The sequence below is a fragment of the Pseudomonas sp. NFX224 genome (assembly GCF_048565165.1).
Lineage (GTDB): Bacteria > Pseudomonadota > Gammaproteobacteria > Pseudomonadales > Pseudomonadaceae > Aquipseudomonas.
The window spans coordinates 1006103-1028054 of the sequence record NZ_CP183416.1; the positions used below are offsets into that span (position 1 = coordinate 1006103).

Genomic DNA, 21952 nt, shown 5'->3' on the forward strand with positions numbered 1-21952 from the left:
CGTTCCTCATGCTTGTGTTGAGGATCACTCTAGGGACAAAGTCGCCCGCCAACTTCGTCTGAACGGACGATGACTCGACGCGCCGCGCTCGCAACAATCCGCCAAACGGCGCCCGCCCGCTGGCGCCCACGACCTGAGGTTGACCATGTCCGAATCACTGCCCGCGCCGGTACTGCTGGAGTACCCGACCCCCGGTGTCGCCCTGCTGCGGCTTAACCGACCGCACGCCACCAATGCCCTGAGCCTGGAGCTACAGGCCCTGCTGTCGCAGTACTTCAGCGAACTGGGAGACAATCCCGAGGTGCGCTGCATCCTGTTGACCGGAGGCGACAAGGTGTTCGCCGCCGGTGGCGATATCAACAGCCTGGCCGGAGTCGGCCCGATCGATATCTACCAGCGCCATACCGAGCGGGTCTGGGCGCCCATCCAGCATTGCCCGAAGCCGGTGATAGCGGCCGTGTGCGGCTACGCCTATGGCGGTGGCTGCGAGCTGGCCATGCTCGCTGACATCATTGTGGCCGGACGCAACGCGCGCTTCTGCCAACCGGAGATTCGCATCGGCATCATGCCCGGCATTGGCGGCACCCAGCGTCTGGTACGCGCGGTCGGCAAGGCCAAGGCCATGCGCATGGCTCTGACCGGGCAGCCGATCACCGCCGAAGAAGCCTGGGTCTGCGGTCTGGTCAGCGAGGTGGTGGATGACGATCAGGTGCAAGCCCATGCCTTGAAACTGGCCCAGCTGATTGCCGCCATGCCGCCGCTGGCCGCCGAACAGATCAAAGAAGTCATACTCGCGGGCATGGATGCTCCGCTGGAGACCGGCCTTGCGCTGGAGCGCAAAGCCAATGCCTTGCTGTTCGCCTCGCGGGACCAGAAGGAAGGGATGCAGGCCTTTATCGAGAAAAGGCCTGCGCAGTTCGAGGGCCGCTAAGGGCAGGAGCGGGCCTGGCCCGCCACTGCTGCGCGCAACTCGCTCTTGACCACCTTGTTCGAGGCGTTCACCGGCAGCGCCTTGAAGAACCGCACCTGGCGCGGCACCTTGTAGTTGGCCATGCGCTCCCTCGCCCAGGCAATCAGCGATGGCTCATCCAGTTCCCGGCCCTGGCGCAACACTACGCAGGCGCAGCCCACTTCTCCCATGCGCTCATCCGCCACCCCGATCACCGCCACCTGGGCGACGGCCGAGTGTTCGATCAGCCCCGCCTCAATCTCTGCCGGGTAACAGTTGAAGCCACCGACAATGAACATGTCCTTGAGCCGGTCGGTGATCTGCAGGTTACCCCCGGCATCCAGGTTGCCGATATCACCGGTGTGCAGCCAGCCGTCGGCATCGATGGCCTGCGCCGTGGCCTCGGGGTCGTTGAAGTAACCCTGCATCACGTGGAAACCGCGCAGGCAGATTTCCCCCGACTCACCCGCCGCCACCGGCTGGTTTTCAGCCGAACGGATGCACACTTCGGTGCCTTCGATCGCCCGCCCGCTGGTGGCGGCGACGATGTCGGCACGATCATCCGGGTTGCAGATGGTTGCCAGGCCGCCGCATTCGGTCAGGCCGTAGGCAGTGGTCACCACGGCGACTCCCAGTTCCTTGCGCATGCGTTCGATCAGCACCGGCGGGATGGTCGATGATCCGGTCACGGCAATGCGCAGGCTCGACAGGTCGGTCTCGGCCAGGCGTGGGTGCGCCAGCATCGACAGGTACAGCGTCGGTGGCCCCGGCAGTACGCTGATGCGCTCGGCGGCGATGCGCTGGAACACCGCTTCGGCATCGAACACCGCATGGGGCAGGATGGTCGCACCGGCCAGCAGGCAGGTCAGCCAACCGGCCTTGTAGCCAAAGGCATGGAAAAACGGGTTGATGATCAGGTAACGGTCACCGGGTTGCAGGCCAATCACCCTGACGTATTCGTTGTATGCGCGCAGGGTTTGCCCGTGGGCGCTCATTACCCCCTTGGGTTTACCCGTGGTGCCTGAGGTGAACAGCAAGTCCGACAAGTGCCGCGGACCGACCGCCACTGCACGCTGGCGGGCCTGCACCTCACTGACCGGCTCGCCCTTGGCGAGAAAACCGTGCCAGCCAAGGTCGGTGGCCGACTGCGGCTGCGCCGGCCCCATGACCACCAGTTGCTCCAGGCTGGCCGGGCGTAGCGGCGCTAGCATCGCCTGGTAGTCCAGGCCGAGAAACTCGCCCTGCATCAACAGCACGCGCGCCTGGCTGCGCATCAGGATGTCAGCGGCCTCAGCGCCTTTCATACGGGTGTTGATCGGTACCAATACCGCCCCTGCGCAATGCACACCCAGGGCTGCGATCACCCAGTCGCAGCAGTTCGGTGCCCAGATCGCCACACGGTCGCCCGCCTCGATTCCCAGTGCCATCAGGCTGCGGCACACACCGAGCGCCAATACCGGTAAATCACGATAATCGATGGCTATACCGTCTTGCTCGATGGCCGCCCGGCCAGCAAAGCGTTCGGCACTGGCGAACAGCAAGGCGGGAATCGACAAGGGCAACGGGGTCCAGGCAGTCAAGGTGCCCGGTAATGCGGAACATGGGGTCATAGTGACAAACTCGGCTATCGGGTTATTCGGGAAAGAGCACCCGCAGGTGCTCGCTGCGGGCCAGGGACTGGCACGCCAGCGTCCAGCCCTGGTCAATTTCCTGTTGATCAAGGGCATCGTTGCGCAGCATCTGCACCTCGCCACTCTCGACGGTACACATGCACGTGGCACAGGAGCCCACCAGGCAGGAACTCGGCGGTTTCAGACCTGCCCGACGCATGGCATCAAGCAGGGTTTCGCCTTCGGCGCAAGGCACCTCGAACTCTTCACCGTCCAGGCGCACCGAAAGCTGGCTGCTCGGCTGGCTGGTATCGATGATGGGCGGCGGCGTGACCGCACCCTCTTCGGGCAGGGAAACGAAACGTTCGACATGGATCTGCGCGGCAGGCATATCCAGGCTTTGCAAGGCGCTGACGGCGGCATCCATGAACGGTCCTGGACCGCAGATAAACGCCTCAGCACGGGCAAACGGCCGGGCCAGTTCCGCCAGTTGGCTCACCGCCACAATGCCTTGCACCGAGTCGAGCCAGTGCACCACCTGCAAACGCTGCGGGTGCGCACTGGCCAGGGCCTTGAGCGAGTCGCGAAAGATCACCGAGGCTTCGTCACGGTTGGCGTAGATCAGCAGGATCCGCCCGGAACCGGCCAGCAGCGCCGAACGCAGGATCGACAGCAACGGGGTCACGCCGCTGCCGCCGCCGAACAAAAGCAGGTCAGTGTCCAGCTGGCGCGGTACAAAGACCCCGGCCGGCACCAGCACCTGCAGGCTGTCGCCCGCCTGCACGGCGTCGCACAGCCAGTTCGAGGCGCGCCCGTCGCGCACCCGCTTGATTGTGACGCGCAGCGGCTCGTCGAGCAGAGGCGTGCTCGACAGCGAATAGCAGCGCGGTAACCAGCCGCCCTGGTGCGGCACACGCAGGGTCAGGAATTGCCCGGGGCGGTAACGGAAACGTTGCGCCAGCGCCTCTGGTAGCTCGAACTCCAGGGAGCGGCTGTCGGCGGTCTCTTCAATCACGCGCGCCACGCGCACTGTCAGGTAGTCCAGGCTCATATCAATTGCTCGCTGGGTTCGACTTCGACGCGTGTCCCGGCAGTCGTCAGCGACCGCCCGGCACGCCGCCCGGAAAACACACAATCGGCCAGCGACAGGCCGCTGACATAAAGGTGCGAAGGAATGCCGATGGCGGTGCGCCCGGCCGCGTAGAGGCCGGGGATCGGCTGCCCCTGGTCATCCACCACCGCGCCGCTGGTTTCATCGACCTTGAGCCCGCCCAGGGTCAGCGCGCCCAAGGGAAAAATGGGATTGCCGACCGAAATGTCGCAGGCGTAGAACGGCCCCTGATCGAGCACCTGGCGGCTGTCAGGGGATTTGCCGAAGGCATCCTCCGCGTCACCCCGTGCGGCGGCGTTGTAGGCAAGCAAGGAGCCGCGCAGCACATCGGCACGCATGCCCGTGACCTGGGCCAGTTGCTCCATGCTATGGCCCTTGCGCACCCCGCGCAGCATCAGCAGCAATGCCGGCAGGCTCTGGAACCACCAGTAACCGGCGAACAGCGCCTGCTTGATCGACTGGCCGCGCAAGCGAGCATCCAGCACCAGCCAGGCCTTGCCACCCTGCTCTTCGCACAGGGGTTGGCCCAGCGTCGCCCCGTAGACTTCTTCGTTGACGAAACGCTGACCGAGGGTGTTGACCACAATACCCTTGGGCCAGCACAACGGCGGGTTGATGAAGCGCCAGGCCGAGACCCGCTGCAATCGATCACTCACCGCGCCGGCACTGAGTCCCAGACGCAGGCCGCTGCCATCGCAGCCGGTCGCCCCGACCTTGAAGTTGCGACGAAACTTCGGCGCATGCTGGCTGATCAGCTCGCGGTTGAAGATGAACCCGCCGGTACTGAGCACCACCCCACGGCAGGCACGCACCAGTTGCGGACGGGCAAAATCACACTCCAGTTGATACACGCGCTGGCGCAACCTGTCGCAGTAGCGTGGAGCGAAATTCTGCAGGCGCTCGGCCCGTGCGGCCCATCTGGCATGCAACCGCGCCTGTGCACTGCCGGCTGGCAGGCACCAGAGTTCGGCACCCAACACCTGCCCCCTGCGGTCAATCACCAGGCGCCGGGCAGCCGCCTGAAGCTTGGGGCGTACACCGTTGCGCAGGCAGGCAGCCTTGAGGTGTGAATACAGCACCGCGCCGCACTGGCCCTTACCCACGGTGCGATGGCCGCGAGGGGCTGGTGGCAGTTCATCGCGGTGCGAAGGCACCAGCTCGTTGCCGGAGTAGTAGAGAAAGTGGCCGTCTGAGGGGTACGAAGTCTTGCCGCCCGGCGGCATGCTGTGGGCATAGGGCACGCCATGGCCTTCCAGCCAGGCCAGGTTGGCCACGCTGTCTTGGCAAAAGCGCCGCAAGGTGGCATCAGCTACCACACCCTGGGTCTCGTGCCGGAGGTAGGTGAACATCGCTTCGGGCGTGTCGGCAAAGCCTGCGGCCGTTTGCTGGCGGGTACCACCGCCGGCGTAGACGACACCACCGCTCTTGGCGCTGGCACCACCGCCGGTAAAGCGATCGGCCACCAGCACATCGGCACCGTTGGCGCGGGCTTCGAGGGCGGCGCAGGCACCCGCCGCCCCCCAGCCGATGACCAGCACGTCACATTGATCATCCCAGTGTACGGCGTTAGCGTCGGCCACCTGCAAGGCCGGCTGGATCGGGGTACAGGTTGAGTTCACAGCGGCAGGCATGGCAGCTCCTCAGCGTTGAGCGGCAATGTGGTTGGCCGCGATGTAGCCAAAGGTCATGGCTGGCCCGAGGGTTCCGCCCGCGCCGGGATAGCTGGTGCCCATCACCGACGCCGAGCAGTTGCCAATGGCATACAGGCCGGGAATCGCTTCACCGTCCTGACTGACGACCTGGGCGTGCTCGTTGGTCAGCAGCCCGCCCTTGGTGCCGATGTCGCCAGCATCCAGTCGCATGGCGTAATACGGTCCCTTGCTCAGTGGTGCCAGGCACGGGTTGGGCTTCACATTGCTGTCACCGTAGTAACGGTCGAAAATGTTGCTGCCACGGCCGAAGTCGGTATCCACGCCACTGCGGGCGAACTCGTTCATGCGTGTCACGGTCTGCTCCAGCCCCACACTGTCGACGCCAATCTGCGCCGCCAGCGCCGACAGGCTGTCCGCCTTGAAGTACAGGGAATTGAGCCATTGCTTGCGCAGGCGGCTGTCGGGCATGACCTGGGCCGGCATCAAAGGCCCCATGGCGTAGTTGAAGCGAAAGTGCCCATCGAAAATCACCCAGGCCGGTATCGACTGCCCACCGGTGTCCTGGTTGTCGCGGTACATAGCGTCGACAAACTCCAGGTATGGGGCCGCCTCGTTGACGAAACGCCGACCCTGGCTGTTGACCACCAGGGCCCCCGGGAACGCCCGCTCGGCAAACACGCCCCGAGGCTTTTCCTCGCCCGGCACGGCAATGGTCGGGGCCCACCAGGCCCAGTCCATCAGGGCCGTTGCCGCCCCCAGCGCAATCCCGGCTTCCAGCGCGGCGCCGGTGTTATTGCCCGGCGGAGTGGCGCTCCAATCCCGCTGGGTCGGCTGCGGCAGGTAGCGCTCGCGCAGCGCCTGGTTTTGCTCGAAGCCGCCAGAGCCGAAGATCACCCCACGCCGGGCATGCAGTTGCAACGTCTCACCTTCCCGGCAGACCTGCACACCACTGACGCGGCCATCCTCGGTCAGCAGCGACTGGAAGTCGGTGTTGAGCCACAAAGGAATGTTGCGGTCCATCAGAGAACGGCGCAGGGAGGCAACCAGGGAACTGCCCAGAGCTGCGCGGCGATCGCGACGACTCTTGCGGCGCCACTTGAAATCCAGCTTGTAGCGCAGCATCAGGCCGAGGATCAGCAGGCGCCAGCCGAACGAGCGGGACATGGCCTTGTGTGCATGCCGGGCAGTCCAGGCAATACGCCCCATCAGCAGGGTCGAAGGTGAAGGCGCACGCAGGTTCACCAGTTCATCCCCCAATAGACTGGTGTCGAACAACTCCGGGTCCAGGGTGCGCCCGCCCGCCAGGGAGCCTGGCAGTTGCGGGTAATAATCAGGGTATTTCTGCGCTACGGCGTAGCGCACGTGACTGGTGTGTTCCAGGGCCTGGATCATCTGCGGCGCGTGTTTGAGGTAGGCGCGCAGACGCGGTTCATCGCCATGCACACCGGTGGCCGCCTTGAGGTATTGCAGGGCCAGGTCAAAACTGTCGCGCCCGCCTTTGGCGGCAAAATAATGGTTGTTGGGAATCCAGATGCCGCCGCCGGAGATCGCCGACGTACCGCCGAACTTGTCGCTTTTTTCCACAACCAATACCGACAGACCCTGGTCGGCGGCAAACAGTGCCGAGGTCATTGCCCCTGCGCCGGAGCCGACGACGATCACGTCATAGTGAGAAACAGGCTGAGCTTTAGCTGTCATTGTTCTTATGCCTTGGCTGTATTCGCAAAGATCCCGGCATGCCGGCCAGGGGTTGGCAAGCCCGGGCCTGCGCGCAGCCCCGGGCACGACTCATACGTACGGGTCGGGGTTGGGCAGGCCCATCTGCACGGCACCGAGGCTGCGACTGAAGGCCATGTAGTTGTTGGCGATATGCCCACGCGCCTGGTGCAGGTCGCGGAACAGGCGCGCCACCGGATTGGTGTTGTACAACCCCGAGGCGGCCATGCAGCGCAACAGTTCGTTGACCTTCTCGGCGCAGATATTGGTGACATAGGAAGACTGGTAGCGGTACAGCAAACGGGTTTCCACGTCCGGGTACTCACCCGCCTCGGCCAGTTGCATCAGGTGCGCGTAGTTGCGCTCAAGCACCAGCCTCAGGCTGTCGACGGTGATCGTGGCCTCCGCCACCGTGGTTTGTGCTACCGGGTCATCGGCGGTTTTCATCCCGTGTTTGCCGATGTGCGCGGCGGCGCTGGCACGAAACTCGTTGATCGCCCCCTGCAAGGCGCCGATCGCCGATGAGGACACCGCCCGGGTGAACACCTGGGCAAAGGGAATGGCGTAGATCGGGTTGGTGTTGACCAGCCGTCCCGGCGTGGCGTCGATTGTGTTGTTGTTGGTGCGTTGCACACGGTGTGCCGGCACGAAGGCATCCTCGACCACGATGTCGTGGCTGCCGGTGCCGCGCAGGCCCAGGACATCCCAGTTATGCTCGATACGGTAGTCGCTGCGCGGGATCAGGAAGGTGCCGTGCTCAGCCGCCTGGTCGCCATCGGCCGGCAGTACGCCACCCAGCAAGCACCATTGACAGTGTTCGCTGCCGCTGGAAAATCCCCAGCGCCCGCTGATACGGTAGCCGCCTTCGACTACGGTGACCTTGGCCACCGGCATGTAGGTGGAGGAAATCAGCGTCGATTGATCCTGGCCCCAGACGTCACGCTGGGCTTCGATCGGGTAACGCGCCAGCTGCCAGGGGTGTACGCCCATCACACCGTAGATCCATGCCGTGGACATGCAGCCTTCGGCGAGAATCATCTGGATTTCAAAGAAGGTGCGCGGATCGACTTCGTATCCGCCGAATGCCCGGGGTTGCAGCGCTCGCAACAGGCCGGTCTCTTGCAGCTCGAATATCGTTTCGTCCGGTACCCGGAACTCGCGATCAGCTCGCGCGGTGCGGTTTTTGAGTGCTGGCACCAGGCGCCGAGCGTGTTCCAGCAGCTGGATTTCTTCCGGCGTTTTTACTCGCATGCTGTCCATCCGTTCGTTCTCCCAATCTCGTTGCGCGGTTGCGCGAGCCTTGGTTGATGATCGAACGCAGCAAACGATTATTCATCGTCAAAGCGGACTAGAGAACACTTGCAGAACAGCCGTGCGACGCCATCCCTGGCGCCGTTTCAGGCTGATTAAATGACAGCGCGTCTGGCGACCCAGGGACGGTCCTGTTCCAGTTGCGACGCAAGGCGCAGCAGCACGTCTTCAGCACCCAGGCGAGCGGTGAACATCATGCCCACCGGCAGTCCGTTGTCGCTCATGCCCAGCGGCAAGGTTATGGCCGGTTGTCCGCTGACGTTGGCCAGCACGGTGAACGCAGCACTGCCCATGGCCTTGCGTGCATAGCTTTCGTACGGCTGGTTGAGCGAGAGCTCGCCCAGGGCCGGCGTCAGGCTGGCGGTGACCGGTGAGAGGATCACATCAAAACGCTCGAACTGCTGCTCCATGGTCATACTGATGTCTTCGAACGCATGCCGCGCCCGGACGACGCCCTCACCCGTGGCCTTGCTGGCTCGCTCCAGCACACCAAAGGTGATGATTTCCAGATCCTGCGGCCCCAACGCGCGGCCCAGTGACTTCTCACGGTCATTGACCGACGCCAGCAGGGAGTTGCCGATCGCCACGCCATGGGCACCGAACAATTGCTGGGCCTGAATCGGCAGGCGCAGTTCATCGACCTCATGACCAAGGCCGAGCAACTGCTTGATCGTCTCCTCCAGGACCTTGGCAATGGCCGGGTCCAACGGGGCACCGGTCAGCGACTCACGCACCAGGCCCACCCGCAAACGACCTGGATCGCGGCCCAGTTCCTCGACGTAGGGCCGTTGCAGTGGCTGTGTCCAGTACGGGCTGCCGATTTCATGGCCCTGCCCGGCATCGAGGAACAAGGCGGTATCACGCACGCTGCGCGAGACCACGTTGGCGACACTGGCACCGAAGGAGCCTTCAAGGCGCGTTGGTCCGCTCGGGGTGCGATAGCGCGTCGGCTTGAGCCCGACCAGTCCGCAATAGGACGCGGGTATGCGGATCGAACCGCCGCCGTCGGTGGCATGGGCGACTGGTATGATGCCCGCCGCCACCGCCGCAGCGGAACCACCGGAAGAGCCACCCGCGCTCAAGGCCAGGTTCCACGGGTTGCGGGTTTGCCCCCACGCCAGCGACTCGGTGGTGGTGGTCAGGCCGAATTCCGGGCTGGCGGCTTTGCCGAAAGGCACCGCGCCGGCCATTTCATAACGGCGGATAAGGGTACTGGTCACGCTCGCCGGCGGCGCATCCTTGAACAGACGGCTGCCGTTGCTGGTAGTCGTGCCTTGCAGGTAGGTGTTGAGGTCCTTGAGCAGGATCGGCACGCCTGCCAGCGAACCCTTGTCCAGGGTCGCGGCCTGACGTCTGGCCGCCAGCAGCGCATGGGCGTAATCGTCATGGCGCATGATCACCGCATTGATTTTCGGATTGACCAGCTCGCACCGGGCAATGGCTCCGGCCAGCAAGTCGTCGGCGCTGAAGTCACCGGCCTGCAGGCCCTTGACCATGGCCCAGGCATCCAGGTCCTGATAGTCGCCGGCAGACAAACCGCTCGCCGCATGGACATCGGCAAAACGTCCCAGGAGCCCCACGCCCAGTGCCGCAACGCTGGCTTTGAGCACCTGGCGTCGAGGCCAGCCGTCAGCAGCATTGGCTCCGAGTGAAACAGCAGTATCGCCTTGTGGCAATGGATCGTGTTCCATGTGCTGAATTCCGTTTTTTATTGTGTTTTTCATGTCGAATGACTCACCTCATGTCAGCAACACCGCTCAGTCCGGGGTGATCTGCGCCACCATCGCGGCGAGAAATTGCTCACTGTAAGGCGGCAGCAAACCCCATTCGCGGCGTGGATCGTGTTCCGGGGCCTTGAGTACCGTGCGCAGATGGCTGAACTCGATAAAGCCTTCGCGGCCGTGATAGTGCCCCATGCCCGACGCGCCGATACCGCCAAAGGGCGCGTCATGCAAGGCGGCATGCATCATCACGTCATTGAGGGTGACGCCACCCGACAAAGTGTGCGTCAGCACATGATCCTGCTCCCGGGCATCATTACCAAAATAGTAAAGGGCCAGCGGTCGCGGGCGGCCGTTTATATGGACAATGACCTGTTCGACGCCGTCGTAGGGCAACACCACCATCGCCGGACCGAAGATTTCTTCGTGCATGATCAGGCTGTCTTGAGGCGGGTCGATCACCAGTTGCAGCGGACGACGGCGGTTTTGTGGATCGGCCGGCTGGGCGTGAGGCAGGCTTTCGACCCTGGCGCCAGCGTGCCGGGCTTGCTGAACCAGCTTTTCAACCCGGGCCAGGTGCTGGGCGTTGACGACCGCCACCACATCCGGGTTGTCACTCACCTCAGGGATCAATTCGCAATAAGCGCTGGCAAAGAAATCGAGAAAGCTTTCCAGTTGCTCGCGTGGCACGTAGACCAAGTCCGGATTGATGCAGACCTGGCCGCTGTTGGTAGTCTTGGACAAGGCAATACGAAACGCTGCGGTCTCCAGCTCAGCGCTGCGCCCGACAATGACCGGCGACTTCCCGCCCAGCTCCAGGGTCACGGGCACCAGGTTATCGGCCGCATTTCGCATCACCGATTTGGCCACGGCGGTACTGCCGGTAAACACCAGATGATCGAAAGGCTGCGCCGTGAAGGCCTGGGCCAGATCCGCACCGCCAGTGACCACGGCCACCTCGAGCGGGTCGAACAGTTCACTGAACAATTGCGCCACCAGCGCGGCCGTACGTGGCACCACCTCCGAAGGCTTGAGGATCGCCCGATTACCCGCCGCCAGCGCCGAAGCCAAAGGGCTGAGCAAGGTATACAGCGGCGCGTTCCAGGTGCCCAGAATTCCCACCGTGCCCTTGGGCTGATACATCACCCAGGCTTGGGCCCCGAGATGATCGTAGGGACTGAAGACTTGCCGAGGCTCATCCTGCATCCAACCTTCCAGATGGTCGCGAGCATGTTTGAGCGAACCCAGGGAGCCCAGCACGTCATTCATTAACGAGAACCCCTGGGGGCGGCCGCCGAAATCGCTATCCATGGCCTCTGCCAGCGCCTGGTGATGCGCCACCAGCATGTCGATCACGCGCTGGATTCGTTCACGCCGTTGCGGCGCACTGACGGCACCCTGGGCGTTGAACGCAGCTTTTTGATCAAGCAACAGGGCCGACAGACCGTCGACGGATGAAATTGCACAACTCATTGGTGCCTCCTCAACTTTACAAGGGCCAGCACTACACCTCTGCACCCACCATGGCCGTCATTGGGCAACGTCCCGAACTGCAAACTAGCCCCAGCCCCCGCCAGCCGCCTCGTCCAAGTGGACGAGTGGGCCAAAAACGTTAGTCCGTTGAGACGATGTGAATCCCCGTTTCGCGAGGAATACTGCCAGCACGCACACTCATTCCATGAGGCCCATCATGGCAACGCCCGCCAGTTTCGACCCTCAAGCGTTTCGCGCCGCGCTCGGCACCTTTACCACAGGGGTGACGATCGTCACCACCCAGGCCGAAGATGGCTCGCCGGTTGGCATCACCGCCAACAGCTTCAATTCGGTTTCGCTCAACCCGCCGCTGGTGCTCTGGAGTTTGTCCAAGGCCGCCCGCAGTCTGCCGGTCTTCAGCAGTGGCGGCCACTGGAACGTGCACGTCCTGTCGACCGAGCAAGAGTCATTGTCCGGACGCTTTGCCCGCCAGGGCGAAGACAAGTTTTCCGAAGTCCAACTCGACACCGGGATCAGTGGTGCACCCTTGCTGCAGGACTGCACGGCACGTTTCCAGTGCCGCACGGCGTTCCAGTATGAAGGTGGCGACCATGTGATCTTCGTCGGCGAAGTGCTCGCCTTCGACCACAGCGACCGTGCGCCGCTGGCCTTCCAGAGCGGCCAATACGCCCTGGCGATGCGCAAGCCACGCAGCGAGCTGCGCCTGGCAACCACCCCACCGCCGCCCGAATGCAGCTACACCGAAGACTTGCTCGGCTACCTGCTCGGCCGCTCGCACTACCAGATGCTATTTGCGTTGCGACGCCTGCTGAAAAACCAGCAGCTCGATGAGCACGCTTTTTTCATCCTCTCGACCTTGTGCATTCGTGACAACTTGACCCTTGATGAGATCAACACATTCGTCGGCTACACCGGTCATGTGGTCAGCGCTTCGAGCATGCGTTTTCTCGAACGCCAGAACCTGGTGGCCCGAGAGATTGACAGCGAGGAAGTGCGCTATGTGCTGACCGCCGACGGACGTGAGGCATCGATGCAAGAAGTCGCCTTGGCCAAAGCCGTCGAGGAAGATATTTCGACGCGACTGGGTGCCGGTGATGCCCAGGCACTCAAGGTGCTGCTCAAGCGCCTTATCGCCACCTCCGACCCAGGCCTGCCGGACCTGTGGGCACCGCGCTGAGTGCGACTTGCATCGCAACGCTTGAGACAGCAACCGCCCCTTTGGAACAACAAGGACAGCCATGAGCATTCTGCAACGCTTCAACCTTGCTGGCAGTGTCGCCATTGTTACCGGCAGCGGCCGTGGCATCGGTCGCGCCATTGCCCTGGCCTACGCCGATGCCGGTGCCGATGTGGTCTGCAGCGCCCGCTCGCTGGAAGACATCGAGGCCGTCGCCGAAGAAGTGCGAAGCCGTGGGCGTCGCGCCCTGGCCTTGAGCTGCGATGTCACCGACAGCGAACAGCGCATTGCACTGGTCAGCAACGCACGCAAACGGATGGGTCGCATTACCCACCTAGTCAATAACGCCGGCGGTGGTGGCCCGAACGACCCATTGACGATGAGTCCGGAAGATTTCGAGCAGGTGATGAACTTCAACGTCACCGCCGCCTACGCCCTGGCGCAGCAGTGCGTCCCGCTGATGCGCGAAGCCGGGGGCGGCAACATCATCAATATCACTTCGGTCGCGGCCCGCTATGCCCAGCGCCATTTCAGCGCCTATGGCACTGCCAAGGCTGCATTGAGCCACTTGACGCGCCTGCTGGCACAAGAGTTCGCGCCGCAGATCAGAGTCAATGCGGTGGCACCGGGACCGATCCTCACCGACGCCCTGGCCGGGGTCATGCCCGACAGCATGCGCAGAACGATGGAAGCCAACACCCCGCTCAAGTGCCTGGGCCAGCCGGAAGATATCGCTGCCGCCGCCCTGTATTTGGCCTGCCCCGCCTCCGCGTGGGTCACCGGCAAAATCATTGATGTCGATGGCGGTGCTGATTCCAGCGTCTGGCCGGGTTGAGGCCTTCTTGCCGGGCGCTGCCGCAAGTCGTCCGGCATTTCATTCACTTGCCACAGAGCGACCTTTCCATGGATGCACACCTGATTGAATCCTTGGGCGACGAACTGTTCAACGCCCTTCAAGCACGCCAAAGCCTGACGCCGCTGACCCAGCGTTACCCGGCCATCAGCCTCGATGAGGCCTACCGAATCTCCCTGCGCTTCCTGGCCCGGCGTGAAGCCCTGGGTGAGCGGGTGATCGGCAAGAAGATCGGCGTTACCAGCCGCGCCGTGCAAGAAATGCTTGATGTCCATCAACCGGATTTCGGCTTTCTGACCGACCGTATGCAGGTCGCCGATAGCAGCGACATCAGCTTTGCCGCGCACCGTCTGGTGCAGCCGCGGGCCGAAGGCGAGATCGCCTTTGTGCTTGGCGAAGACCTGCAAGGTACCGACATCAGCGCCGACGATGTGCTGCAGGCCAGCGAGTGGGTACTGCCGTGCTTCGAGATTGTCGATTCGCGGATCGAGAACTGGCAAATCCGCATTCAGGACACCGTTGCCGACAACGCCTCCTGCGGCGTGTTCGCCCTCGGCCAGCAGCGCGTCAACCCCCGTGAGCTGGACCTGGCGAAGGTCCAGTTAGAGATGTTCAAGAACGGCTATCACGTGGGCAGCGGCCTGGGCTCGGCGGTGCAAGGCCACCCCTGTGCCGCCGTCGCCTGGCTGGCCAATACCCTGGGCAAGCTGGGCATCCCCTTTCGCAAGGGTGAAATCATTCTGTCCGGTGCCCTGGCACCGCTGGTACCGGTCGCCCCGGGAGACATCATCAGCCTGTCGCTGAGCGGCCTGGGCGAGATGCACTTGAATTTCGTGCCCTGAGTCGTCGCCCACTTTTCTTCTGATCGAGAGCAATGCCATGAGCAAAAAGATCAAATGCGCCCTCATAGGGCCTGGCAACATCGGCACCGACCTGTTGTACAAACTCAAGCGCAGCGAAGTACTGGACCCGGTCTGGATGGTGGGTATCGATGCCACCTCCGAAGGCCTGACCCGCGCCGCAGCAATGGGTCTGAAAATCACCAGCGAAGGCGTCGACGGTCTGCTACCGCATGTGCTTGAAGACGGTATCCAGATCGCCTTCGATGCGACCTCTGCGTACGTGCATGCCGAGAACAGCCGCAAGCTCAACGCCCTGGGTGTATTGATGATCGACCTGACGCCGGCGGCCATCGGTCCCTACTGCGTGCCTCCCGTCAACCTCAAGCACAACCTCGGCCTCGGCGCGATGAACGTCAACATGGTCACGTGCGGCGGCCAAGCGACCATTCCACTGGTAGCCGCTGTGTCCCGCGTGCAACCGGTGGCCTATGCCGAAATCATTGCCACCGCGGCCTCCAAATCGGTGGGCCCGGGCACACGCAAGAATATCGATGAGTTCACCCGCACCACTGCCGCCGCCGTGGAACAGGTCGGCGGCGCGAAAAAAGGCAAGGCGATCATCATCGTCAACCCCGCCGAACCGCCGTTGATCATGCGTGACACCGTGCATTGCCTGACCGAAACCGAGCCTGACCAAGCGGCCATCAGCGCCTCGATCGCGGCCATGATCGAGGAGGTCCAGCGCTATGTGCCCGGCTACAAACTGGTCAACGGTCCGGTGTTCGACGGCAATCGGGTGTCGATCTATATGGAAGTCGAAGGCCTGGGAGACTACCTGCCCACCTATGCCGGAAACCTCGACATCATGACCGCCGCTGCGGCGCGCACTGCCGAAATGTTTGCCGAAGAAATGCTCAAGGGTGCGCTGACTCTCGGCGCCACCAGCACCCCACAACCTGCCACCGTCTAAGGAGCGCGCCATGGACCTTCACGGCAAAAAAATAACCGTCCACGACATGTGCCTGCGTGACGGCATGCACCCCAAACGCCATCAGATCACCTTGCAGCAAATGAAAGACATTGCCTGTGGCCTGGACACCGCCGGCGTACCCTTGATTGAAGTCACCCACGGCGATGGCTTGGGCGGAAGCTCAGTGAACTACGGGTTTCCGGCACACAGTGACGAGGAGTATTTGTCGGCCGTCATCGGGCTGATGAAAAACGCCAAGGTCTCGGCGCTGCTGTTGCCGGGTATCGGCACGGTCGATCACCTGCACATGGCTTATGAACTGGGTGTCAACACCATTCGCGTCGCCACCCACTGCACCGAAGCTGACGTTTCCGAGCAGCACATTGCCGCAGCCCGCACGCTGGGTATGGACACCGTCGGCTTTCTGATGATGGCCCATATGAACAGCCCGCAAGGCCTGGTCAACCAGGGCAAGCTGATGGAAAGCTACGGCGCCAATTGCATCTACATTACTGATTCGGCGGGCTACCTGTTGCCCCATGATGTCAGCGCGCGAGTGAGCGCATTGCGCGCCGCGCTCAAGCCGGAAACCGAAATCGGCTTCCATGGCCACCACAACCTTTCGATGGGCGTGTCCAACTCGATCGCGGCGATCGCCGCGGGCGCCACCCGCATCGACGCTGCCTGCGCGGGTCTGGGCGCTGGAGCGGGCAATACACCGATGGAGGTGCTGGTTGCCGTCTGCGACCGCATGGGTATCGAAACCGGAGTCAGTGTTTTTGGCATCCAGGACGTTGCCGAGGATCTGGTAGTGCCGATCATGGACTTCCCGATCCGCAGTGACCGCGATGCACTGACCATGGGTTATGCCGGTGTCTACGGCTCATTCCTGCTGTTCGCCAAGCGTGCCGAGAAAAAGTACGGCGTCTCCGCGAGGGAAATTTTGGTGGAGATGGGCAGACGCGGCATGGTCGGTGGCCAGGAAGACATGATCGAAGACACCGCCATGACCCTGGCCAAGCAACGCAAAGCCAGCGCGTGAGCAAAGCCTGAGCGCACTACAGGGGACCAGGTACCGCCTGGTCCCCTGCCCCGGATCCATCGCCTGGCCAGGAGTCATCCATGAGCAGTATGCACCCTCAACCCACTGGCTGGCGCAGCCATGGCCTGCTGTTCCTGCTCGCGATAATGTACGCCGACAGCTTTGTCGGGCGCCAGATCATTGCCGTGATGATCGAACCGATCAAACGAGAGTTCGGCGCCAGCGACACCGCCATGGGCCTGGTCTCCGGCCTGGCCTTTGCAGCGGTCTACGTGCTGCTGGGATTGCCCGCCGGGCGCCTGGCCGACCACCTGCCGCGCACGCGCCTGCTGGCCGTGTCCTGCCTGTTGTGGGCCCTGGCCACCGTGGCATGCGGCCTGTCCACCAGCTTTGCGATGCTGGTGATCGCGCGCATGGCCGTGGCCGTGTTCGAGTCTCCGAGCACCTCCACCTCCATGTCGATTATCGCCGATGTCTACCCACCGCACCGGCGCTCGTTTGCCATCAGTTGCTACACTGCGGCGCCGACTTTTTCGACGATCATCGCCCTCAGCGTCGGCGCCTGGGTGGTCGACAACCATGGCTGGCGCAGCGCCTTCGTTGCCGTTGCCCTGCCCGCCCTGGTGATCAGTGCGGTATTCGCCTTCGTGATGCGCGACCCGGCACGAGGTCGGTTTGACCTCAGGCACACGCACACCGCGCACCCGGTGCAAAGCCTGCTGGGAAGCGCCCGCGAACTGCTCGCTCAACCAGCCTATCGCTGCCTGGTGCTGGCTTGCGGCATCACCAGCTTCAGCGCCTATGCCTACGCCATGTGGAACGCCAGTTTCCTGGTGCGCTCCCACGACATGCCCCTGCAATACGCCGGCATCCTCGCCGGCCTGGTTGGCGGCACCTGCGCCGGACTCGGCGCCCTGTTCAGCGGCTGGCTGACCGACCGCCTGGCGGTGAAGAACCCGCACTGGCAAATCGGCATCCCGGTCATCGGCCATCTGCTCGGCGGCTGCGCGATGGTCATCTACCTGCTCTGGCCCCGCGACATTCTCCTGCACGCAGGCGCAGTACCGGTGCCCAGCGCCATGCTCTGGTGCGCCCTGACCAGCTTCTTCTCGGTCTGGTGGGTCGGCCCCTCGTTCTCACTCCTGACCCAGCTGGTACCGGCGCACCGCCGCGCGACCGGCGTAGCGCTGCAGACCATCATCTCGACCCTGTGTGGCGTCGGCATCGGCCCGCTGACCACCGGTTTGCTCAGCGATGCCCTGATGCCGCTGTTCGCTGGAGAGTCGTTGCGTTACGCCTTGCTGCTGGTCAATTGCACCCTCGTCATTGCGATCATACTGCTCTGGCGGACCTACCAGCATTTGATACTGAACCCGACAACTACAAACACTGGAGTATTTTCATGTCCACCTACCACTACAAAATCGCCGTCATCCCTGGGGACGGTATCGGCAAGGAGGTGACGCCTGAGGGTGTTCGCGTAATCCAGGCGGCGGCAAATGAATTTGATATCGACCTGCAGTGGGACTGGTTTGATTTCGCCAGCGCCGACTACTATCTGACCCACGGCAAAATGATGCCGGATGACTGGTTCGACATTCTCAAGAAGTACGACGCGATCTACTTCGGCGCGGTCGGTTGGCCGGACGTTGTACCCGACCACATTTCATTGTGGGATTCGCTGTTGCAATTTCGCCGCAAGTTCGACCAGTACGTCAACCTGCGTCCCTGCCGCCTGATGCCCGGCGTCAAAGCACCGTTGGCTAATCGCAAGCCCGGTGACATAGATTTTTGGGTGGTGCGAGAGAACACCGAAGGCGAATACTCCAGCGTTGGCGGCAAGATGTTTCCCGGCACCGAGCGCGAGATCGTGCTGCAGGAAACCGTTATGACGCGCATTGGCGTCGATCGCGTCTTGAAGTTTGCCTATAACCTGGCTCAGAGCCGTCCGAAGAAACACCTGACTTCTGCCACCAAGTCCAATGGCATCGCAATTACCATGCCCTACTGGGACGAGCGCGTCGCCGAAATGGGCAAGCAATACACCGACGTGAAAGTTGATAAATATCACATTGACATTCTCACCGCGAACTTCGTCCTGCACCCGGATTGGTTCGATGTCGTGGTGGCGAGCAACCTGTTCGGCGACATCCTGTCCGACCTCGGCCCGGCCTGCACCGGCACCGGCACCGGCACCATCGGCATAGCGCCTTCGGCCAACATCAACCCGGAACGTAACTTCCCGAGCCTTTTCGAACCCGTGCATGGTTCTGCGCCCGATATCGCTGGAAAAGGCATAGCCAATCCGATCGGGCAAATCTGGTGCGGAGCCATGATGCTTGAGCACCTGGGGCACGCTGACGCGGGTGCTGCGGTATTGGCAGCGATCGAGGCAGTGCTTGCCCAAGGCCCGGAACATGCTCCGCTGACCCGTGACCTGGGTGGCACAGGAAGCACTGTTGAACTGGGCAAGGCGATTGAAAAACAGCTTTCTCGAACTTGTTAAACGCTGTTTTTCAGCGGCTAACACCCCGTTGTACAGCTGTAAAAACGTAGGTCGTAGCGCATGGCGCTGTGCACGTCACGCCAGCCGCATACTCCATCAAGGCTTTGGGGCTTCCCGAAATCGCCTGGTGAACGAAGGAACTTGCCCAATAGCAGGTTCCTCATTCAAGGTACTCAGTTACGCTGGCCCTTGGTCTCCGCCTCTTTCTCCACTTCCTGGATGTACGCGTTCAGGCCAGCCTGCAGCACATCGTACTTAGTGGGAGAGTGACGTAAAAGGAAGTGAGAATTTTGTCTAACCCGTTCGGGCACTTCTGTGTCGCGAGCAAGCTCCGGCAGGAAAGCGTGAGTTTGTGCCACGGACCTGCTCCGTTCGAATGGCACGCTTCTTCAGAGTGCGTTTGCACAGCAACTCAGGAAAACGAGCGCTCACCCCACTACCAAGCAGGCTTTCACAACGCTTACACATAAGCATTGCGATGGAGCACCTGCCTCGCGTGGCGAGCGCAGCACTCAATCAGGCAGAGATGCCGCGTAGCTGGTAAGATGCGCGGCGTTATTACTTATGAGGATTGTTTCAATGGCCACTAACCGCTCCCAGCGTCTGCGCAAAAAGCTCTGTGTAGACGAGTTCCAGGAATTGGGCTTCGAGCTGAACCTGGACTTCAAGGAAGATTTGGCTGACGAGGCAATCGATGCATTCCTCGACGCGTTCCTGAAAGAAGCCATGGAAGCCAACGGCCTGGGCTATGTTGGCGGCGACGACTACGGACTGGTTTGCCTGCAGAAGCGCGGCTCGGTCAGCGCTGAACAACGCACCGCCGTTGAAGCCTGGCTCAAAGGCCGCACCGAGCTGACCAGCGTTGAAGTCAGCCCGCTGCTGGACGTCTGGTACCCGGAAAAGCCGATCAATCCGGTAGCTTGATGTTTTAAGGGCCATCCATCGTGATGGCCCTTTTTGTTTCTGCCTCATGAAACGCGCATTTATCGTCAAGTTGAGGCCCCGAACTCCCCCACTCGAGCCGCCCACTGTCCGTGATCAATCACGGGGACGATCCTATTCTCGTCATGGCCTGCCGGCATCACCGCCTCTCCATTCCCCTCACAACTGAAACGCAGCACTTGGAATCTTAGTGTCGCCCGCTGAGTGACTTACCCATGATTTCGATATGATGGCCATTCTCAAATACAGCGGAGGCACGCTTCGCTTTGACAGACGTAATAAAGGCCGGCACTTCAGCAGTTTAAGCCGCCAATTGCCCGTCTCTGAACGGCCGCAGCCTACCGCCGGTAAAAAAATAGCGGATTGGAAGGCCAAGGCACGGCACAAGCCACGACACCTTGGGGCATAATGCCGACACTTTCATGACCGCGGAGGGCTTTCATGTTCATGCCCTCGTCTTTTCCCCTCGGCTGTAGGGTTTTATTTCACATGATCAAATCGTTGCGTCCATTGCTGCTGGCCAGCCTTCTTTTGCCGCTGGCCCTCCCCGTCTCAGCTGAACCGATCAACACCGCTCTGTCGCCCAACGTTGAAAAAGCCCTCAAGGCCAGCAAGTTGCAGGACAACGCCTTGTCCCTGGTGATGATTCCGCTCACCGGCCCGGGCACCCCGACCATTTTCAACGCCGACGTGTCGGTCAACCCGGCGTCGACCATGAAGCTGGTCACCACCTATGCGGCGCTGGAAATGCTCGGCCCGAACCACCAGTGGAAAACCGAGTTCTACACCGATGGCACCCTCAACGGCGGCATCCTCAACGGCAACCTCTACCTCAAGGGTGGCGGCGATCCGAAGCTGAACATGGAAAAACTCTGGCTGCTGATGCGCGACCTGCGCGCCAACGGCGTGACCCAGGTCACCGGCGACCTGGTGCTGGACAAGAACTTCTTCGTGCAACCGCAACTGCCCGAGTTCAATGACGACGGCAATGACGAGAACAAGCCGTTCCTGGTCAAACCCGATGCGCTGCTGGTCAACCTCAAGGCCCTGCGTTTCGTTGCACGCAATGATTCGGGCAAGGTGCTGGTCTCCGTTGAACCGCCAATCGCCAGTATCCGCATCGACAATCAGGTCAAAGCCCTCAACTCCAAACAATGCACCGGCGGCGTGCGCTACAACCCGGTGCCTCAGGCCGATGGCAGCGTGACCGTGACGGTCGGCGGTCAGTTGGGCGAAGGCTGCAGCTCGCAGACTTACCTGTCGCTGCTCGACCACGCGACTTACACTGCTGGCGCCGTGCGCGCGATCTGGAAAGAGCTGGGTGGCAGCATCCAAGGCAAGGATGTGCTGGCGCCAACGCCGAAAGACGCTAAGGTGCTGGCACGGGCGTTCTCGCCGGACCTCGCGGAAATCATCCGCGACATCAACAAATACAGTAACAACACCATGGCCCAGCAGCTGTTCCTGAGCCTGGGGCAGAAATTCCGCACCGACGCCGATGGCGATGACGCCAAGGCTGCCCAGCGCGTCGTGCGCCAGTGGCTGGCGAAGAAAGGCATCACCGCGCCGCACCTGGTGATGGAAAACGGCTCCGGACTGTCCCGCGCCGAACGCGTCAGCGCCCGGGAAATGGCTTCGATGCTGCAAGCTGCGTGGCACAGCCCTTACGCGGCCGAGTACATCAGCTCGATGCCGATTGCCGGCACCGACGGCACCATGCGCAAACGCCTGAAGACCACCGCGATGCGCGGTGAAGCCCACGTCAAGACCGGCACCCTGAACACCGTGCGCGCCATCGCCGGTTTCAGCCGCGACATCAACGGCAACACCTGGGCGGTGGTGGCGATCCTCAACGACAAGGCCCCGTTCGGCGCATCGTCGGTTCTGGATCAGGTGCTGCTGGACCTGTATCGCCAGCCGAAACTGCCGCAGACCGCTTCGGTCCTGTAATACACCACAGTCCCATGTGGGAGCGACTTGCTCGCGAAGACGGCAGCACATTCAACATTGATGTGACGGCCAGACCGCTATCGCGAGCAAGCTCGGCGCCTACAGG

The 21952-nt window shown here is 62.4% G+C and carries 18 protein-coding genes; 10 read left to right on the forward strand and 8 right to left on the reverse strand.

What is annotated here, in order from left to right; genetic code table 11:
• Positions 1-145 precede the first annotated feature (145 nt).
• Positions 146-931 carry an enoyl-CoA hydratase gene (locus tag ACNYC6_RS04375; RefSeq protein ID WP_419711253.1) on the forward strand — a complete coding sequence of 262 codons (786 nt, stop codon included), beginning with the start codon at positions 146-148 and terminating at the stop codon, positions 929-931.
• On the opposite strand, the gene ACNYC6_RS04380 is transcribed toward ACNYC6_RS04375, so the two are convergent.
• The 7 genes from ACNYC6_RS04380 to ACNYC6_RS04410 all read right to left on the reverse strand — a co-directional run bounded on the left by ACNYC6_RS04380 (position 928) and on the right by ACNYC6_RS04410 (position 11543).
• Positions 928-2559, reverse strand: a complete 1632-nt coding sequence (locus ACNYC6_RS04380) for a FadD3 family acyl-CoA ligase (protein ID WP_419711254.1) — start codon at positions 2557-2559, stop codon at positions 928-930. The two genes, ACNYC6_RS04375 and ACNYC6_RS04380, sit on opposite strands and share 4 nt — an antisense overlap.
• Before the next feature lie 22 nt (positions 2560-2581).
• The gene (locus ACNYC6_RS04385; protein WP_419711255.1) at positions 2582-3610 is read right to left on the reverse strand and encodes a 2Fe-2S iron-sulfur cluster-binding protein; all 1029 of its coding nucleotides are present in this window, start codon (positions 3608-3610) and stop codon (positions 2582-2584) included.
• The gene (locus ACNYC6_RS04390) at positions 3607-5301 is read right to left on the reverse strand and encodes an FAD-binding protein (RefSeq protein WP_419711256.1); all 1695 of its coding nucleotides are present in this window, start codon (positions 5299-5301) and stop codon (positions 3607-3609) included. Before ACNYC6_RS04390 ends, ACNYC6_RS04385 begins: the two co-directional genes overlap by 4 nt.
• Positions 5302-5310: 9 nt before the next feature.
• On the reverse strand, positions 5311-7020 hold the full coding sequence (locus ACNYC6_RS04395) for an FAD-dependent oxidoreductase (protein ID WP_419711257.1): 1710 nt from the start codon (positions 7018-7020) through the stop codon (positions 5311-5313).
• 90 nt (positions 7021-7110) lie between these two features.
• The gene (locus tag ACNYC6_RS04400) at positions 7111-8298 is read right to left on the reverse strand and encodes an acyl-CoA dehydrogenase family protein (RefSeq protein WP_419711258.1); all 1188 of its coding nucleotides are present in this window, start codon (positions 8296-8298) and stop codon (positions 7111-7113) included.
• A gap of 146 nt (positions 8299-8444) precedes the next feature.
• Positions 8445-10040, reverse strand: coding sequence for an amidase (locus ACNYC6_RS04405; protein ID WP_419711259.1), 1596 nt, complete (start codon positions 10038-10040; stop codon positions 8445-8447).
• Positions 10041-10106: 66 nt separating this feature from the next.
• Positions 10107-11543, reverse strand: coding sequence for a coniferyl aldehyde dehydrogenase (locus tag ACNYC6_RS04410; protein ID WP_419711260.1), 1437 nt, complete (start codon positions 11541-11543; stop codon positions 10107-10109).
• 217 nt (positions 11544-11760) lie between these two features.
• Between ACNYC6_RS04410 and ACNYC6_RS04415 the strand changes: the two genes are divergently transcribed.
• The 7 genes from ACNYC6_RS04415 (at position 11761) to ACNYC6_RS04445 (ending at position 18954) form a co-directional block, all read left to right on the forward strand.
• Positions 11761-12741 carry a flavin reductase gene (locus ACNYC6_RS04415; RefSeq protein ID WP_419711261.1) on the forward strand — a complete coding sequence of 327 codons (981 nt, stop codon included), beginning with the start codon at positions 11761-11763 and terminating at the stop codon, positions 12739-12741.
• Between the two features lie 61 nt (positions 12742-12802).
• On the forward strand, positions 12803-13576 hold the full coding sequence (locus ACNYC6_RS04420; protein ID WP_419711262.1) for a glucose 1-dehydrogenase: 774 nt from the start codon (positions 12803-12805) through the stop codon (positions 13574-13576).
• A gap of 68 nt (positions 13577-13644) precedes the next feature.
• On the forward strand, positions 13645-14436 hold the full coding sequence (locus tag ACNYC6_RS04425) for a fumarylacetoacetate hydrolase family protein (RefSeq protein WP_419711263.1): 792 nt from the start codon (positions 13645-13647) through the stop codon (positions 14434-14436).
• Between the two features lie 37 nt (positions 14437-14473).
• Positions 14474-15406 (forward strand): acetaldehyde dehydrogenase (acetylating), encoded by a 933-nt coding sequence (locus tag ACNYC6_RS04430; protein ID WP_419711264.1) that lies wholly within the window; start codon positions 14474-14476, stop codon positions 15404-15406.
• Positions 15407-15416: 10 nt separating this feature from the next.
• A complete protein-coding gene (dmpG, locus tag ACNYC6_RS04435) occupies positions 15417-16448 on the forward strand; it encodes a 4-hydroxy-2-oxovalerate aldolase (RefSeq protein WP_419711265.1) in 1032 nt (343 codons plus the stop codon).
• Between the two features lie 80 nt (positions 16449-16528).
• A complete protein-coding gene (locus tag ACNYC6_RS04440) occupies positions 16529-17911 on the forward strand; it encodes a spinster family MFS transporter (RefSeq protein ID WP_419711266.1) in 1383 nt (460 codons plus the stop codon).
• The gene (locus ACNYC6_RS04445; protein ID WP_419711267.1) at positions 17851-18954 is read left to right on the forward strand and encodes a tartrate dehydrogenase; all 1104 of its coding nucleotides are present in this window, start codon (positions 17851-17853) and stop codon (positions 18952-18954) included. The genes ACNYC6_RS04440 and ACNYC6_RS04445 overlap by 61 nt, the downstream gene beginning before the upstream one ends.
• A gap of 173 nt (positions 18955-19127) precedes the next feature.
• On the opposite strand, the gene ACNYC6_RS04450 is transcribed toward ACNYC6_RS04445, so the two are convergent.
• On the reverse strand, positions 19128-19313 hold the full coding sequence (locus ACNYC6_RS04450) for a BPSL0761 family protein (protein ID WP_419711268.1): 186 nt from the start codon (positions 19311-19313) through the stop codon (positions 19128-19130).
• A gap of 220 nt (positions 19314-19533) precedes the next feature.
• Here ACNYC6_RS04450 and ACNYC6_RS04455 point away from each other — a divergent pair, with 220 nt between their 5' ends.
• The gene (locus ACNYC6_RS04455; protein WP_419711269.1) at positions 19534-19878 is read left to right on the forward strand and encodes a YggL family protein; all 345 of its coding nucleotides are present in this window, start codon (positions 19534-19536) and stop codon (positions 19876-19878) included.
• Between the two features lie 507 nt (positions 19879-20385).
• On the forward strand, positions 20386-21846 hold the full coding sequence (dacB, locus tag ACNYC6_RS04460) for a D-alanyl-D-alanine carboxypeptidase/D-alanyl-D-alanine-endopeptidase (protein WP_419711270.1): 1461 nt from the start codon (positions 20386-20388) through the stop codon (positions 21844-21846).
• Positions 21847-21952: the final 106 nt, after the last annotated feature.

Excerpts from the sequence above, each read along its gene's own strand:
- ACNYC6_RS04375 (WP_419711253.1), top strand. The coding sequence starts at position 146 with ATGTCCGAATCACTGCCCGCGCCGGTACTGCTGGAGTACCCGACCCCC.
- ACNYC6_RS04380 (WP_419711254.1), bottom strand. The coding sequence starts at position 2,559 with ATGACCCCATGTTCCGCATTACCGGGCACCTTGACTGCCTGGACCCCG.
- ACNYC6_RS04385 (WP_419711255.1), bottom strand. The coding sequence starts at position 3,610 with ATGAGCCTGGACTACCTGACAGTGCGCGTGGCGCGCGTGATTGAAGAG.
- ACNYC6_RS04390 (WP_419711256.1), bottom strand. The coding sequence starts at position 5,301 with ATGCCTGCCGCTGTGAACTCAACCTGTACCCCGATCCAGCCGGCCTTG.
- ACNYC6_RS04395 (WP_419711257.1), bottom strand. The coding sequence starts at position 7,020 with ATGACAGCTAAAGCTCAGCCTGTTTCTCACTATGACGTGATCGTCGTC.
- ACNYC6_RS04400 (WP_419711258.1), bottom strand. The coding sequence starts at position 8,298 with ATGGACAGCATGCGAGTAAAAACGCCGGAAGAAATCCAGCTGCTGGAA.
- ACNYC6_RS04405 (WP_419711259.1), bottom strand. The coding sequence starts at position 10,040 with ATGGAACACGATCCATTGCCACAAGGCGATACTGCTGTTTCACTCGGA.
- ACNYC6_RS04410 (WP_419711260.1), bottom strand. The coding sequence starts at position 11,543 with ATGAGTTGTGCAATTTCATCCGTCGACGGTCTGTCGGCCCTGTTGCTT.
- ACNYC6_RS04415 (WP_419711261.1), top strand. The coding sequence starts at position 11,761 with ATGGCAACGCCCGCCAGTTTCGACCCTCAAGCGTTTCGCGCCGCGCTC.
- ACNYC6_RS04420 (WP_419711262.1), top strand. The coding sequence starts at position 12,803 with ATGAGCATTCTGCAACGCTTCAACCTTGCTGGCAGTGTCGCCATTGTT.
- ACNYC6_RS04425 (WP_419711263.1), top strand. The coding sequence starts at position 13,645 with ATGGATGCACACCTGATTGAATCCTTGGGCGACGAACTGTTCAACGCC.
- ACNYC6_RS04430 (WP_419711264.1), top strand. The coding sequence starts at position 14,474 with ATGAGCAAAAAGATCAAATGCGCCCTCATAGGGCCTGGCAACATCGGC.
- dmpG (WP_419711265.1), top strand. The coding sequence starts at position 15,417 with ATGGACCTTCACGGCAAAAAAATAACCGTCCACGACATGTGCCTGCGT.
- ACNYC6_RS04440 (WP_419711266.1), top strand. The coding sequence starts at position 16,529 with ATGAGCAGTATGCACCCTCAACCCACTGGCTGGCGCAGCCATGGCCTG.
- ACNYC6_RS04445 (WP_419711267.1), top strand. The coding sequence starts at position 17,851 with ATGTCCACCTACCACTACAAAATCGCCGTCATCCCTGGGGACGGTATC.
- ACNYC6_RS04455 (WP_419711269.1), top strand. The coding sequence starts at position 19,534 with ATGGCCACTAACCGCTCCCAGCGTCTGCGCAAAAAGCTCTGTGTAGAC.
- dacB (WP_419711270.1), top strand. The coding sequence starts at position 20,386 with ATGATCAAATCGTTGCGTCCATTGCTGCTGGCCAGCCTTCTTTTGCCG.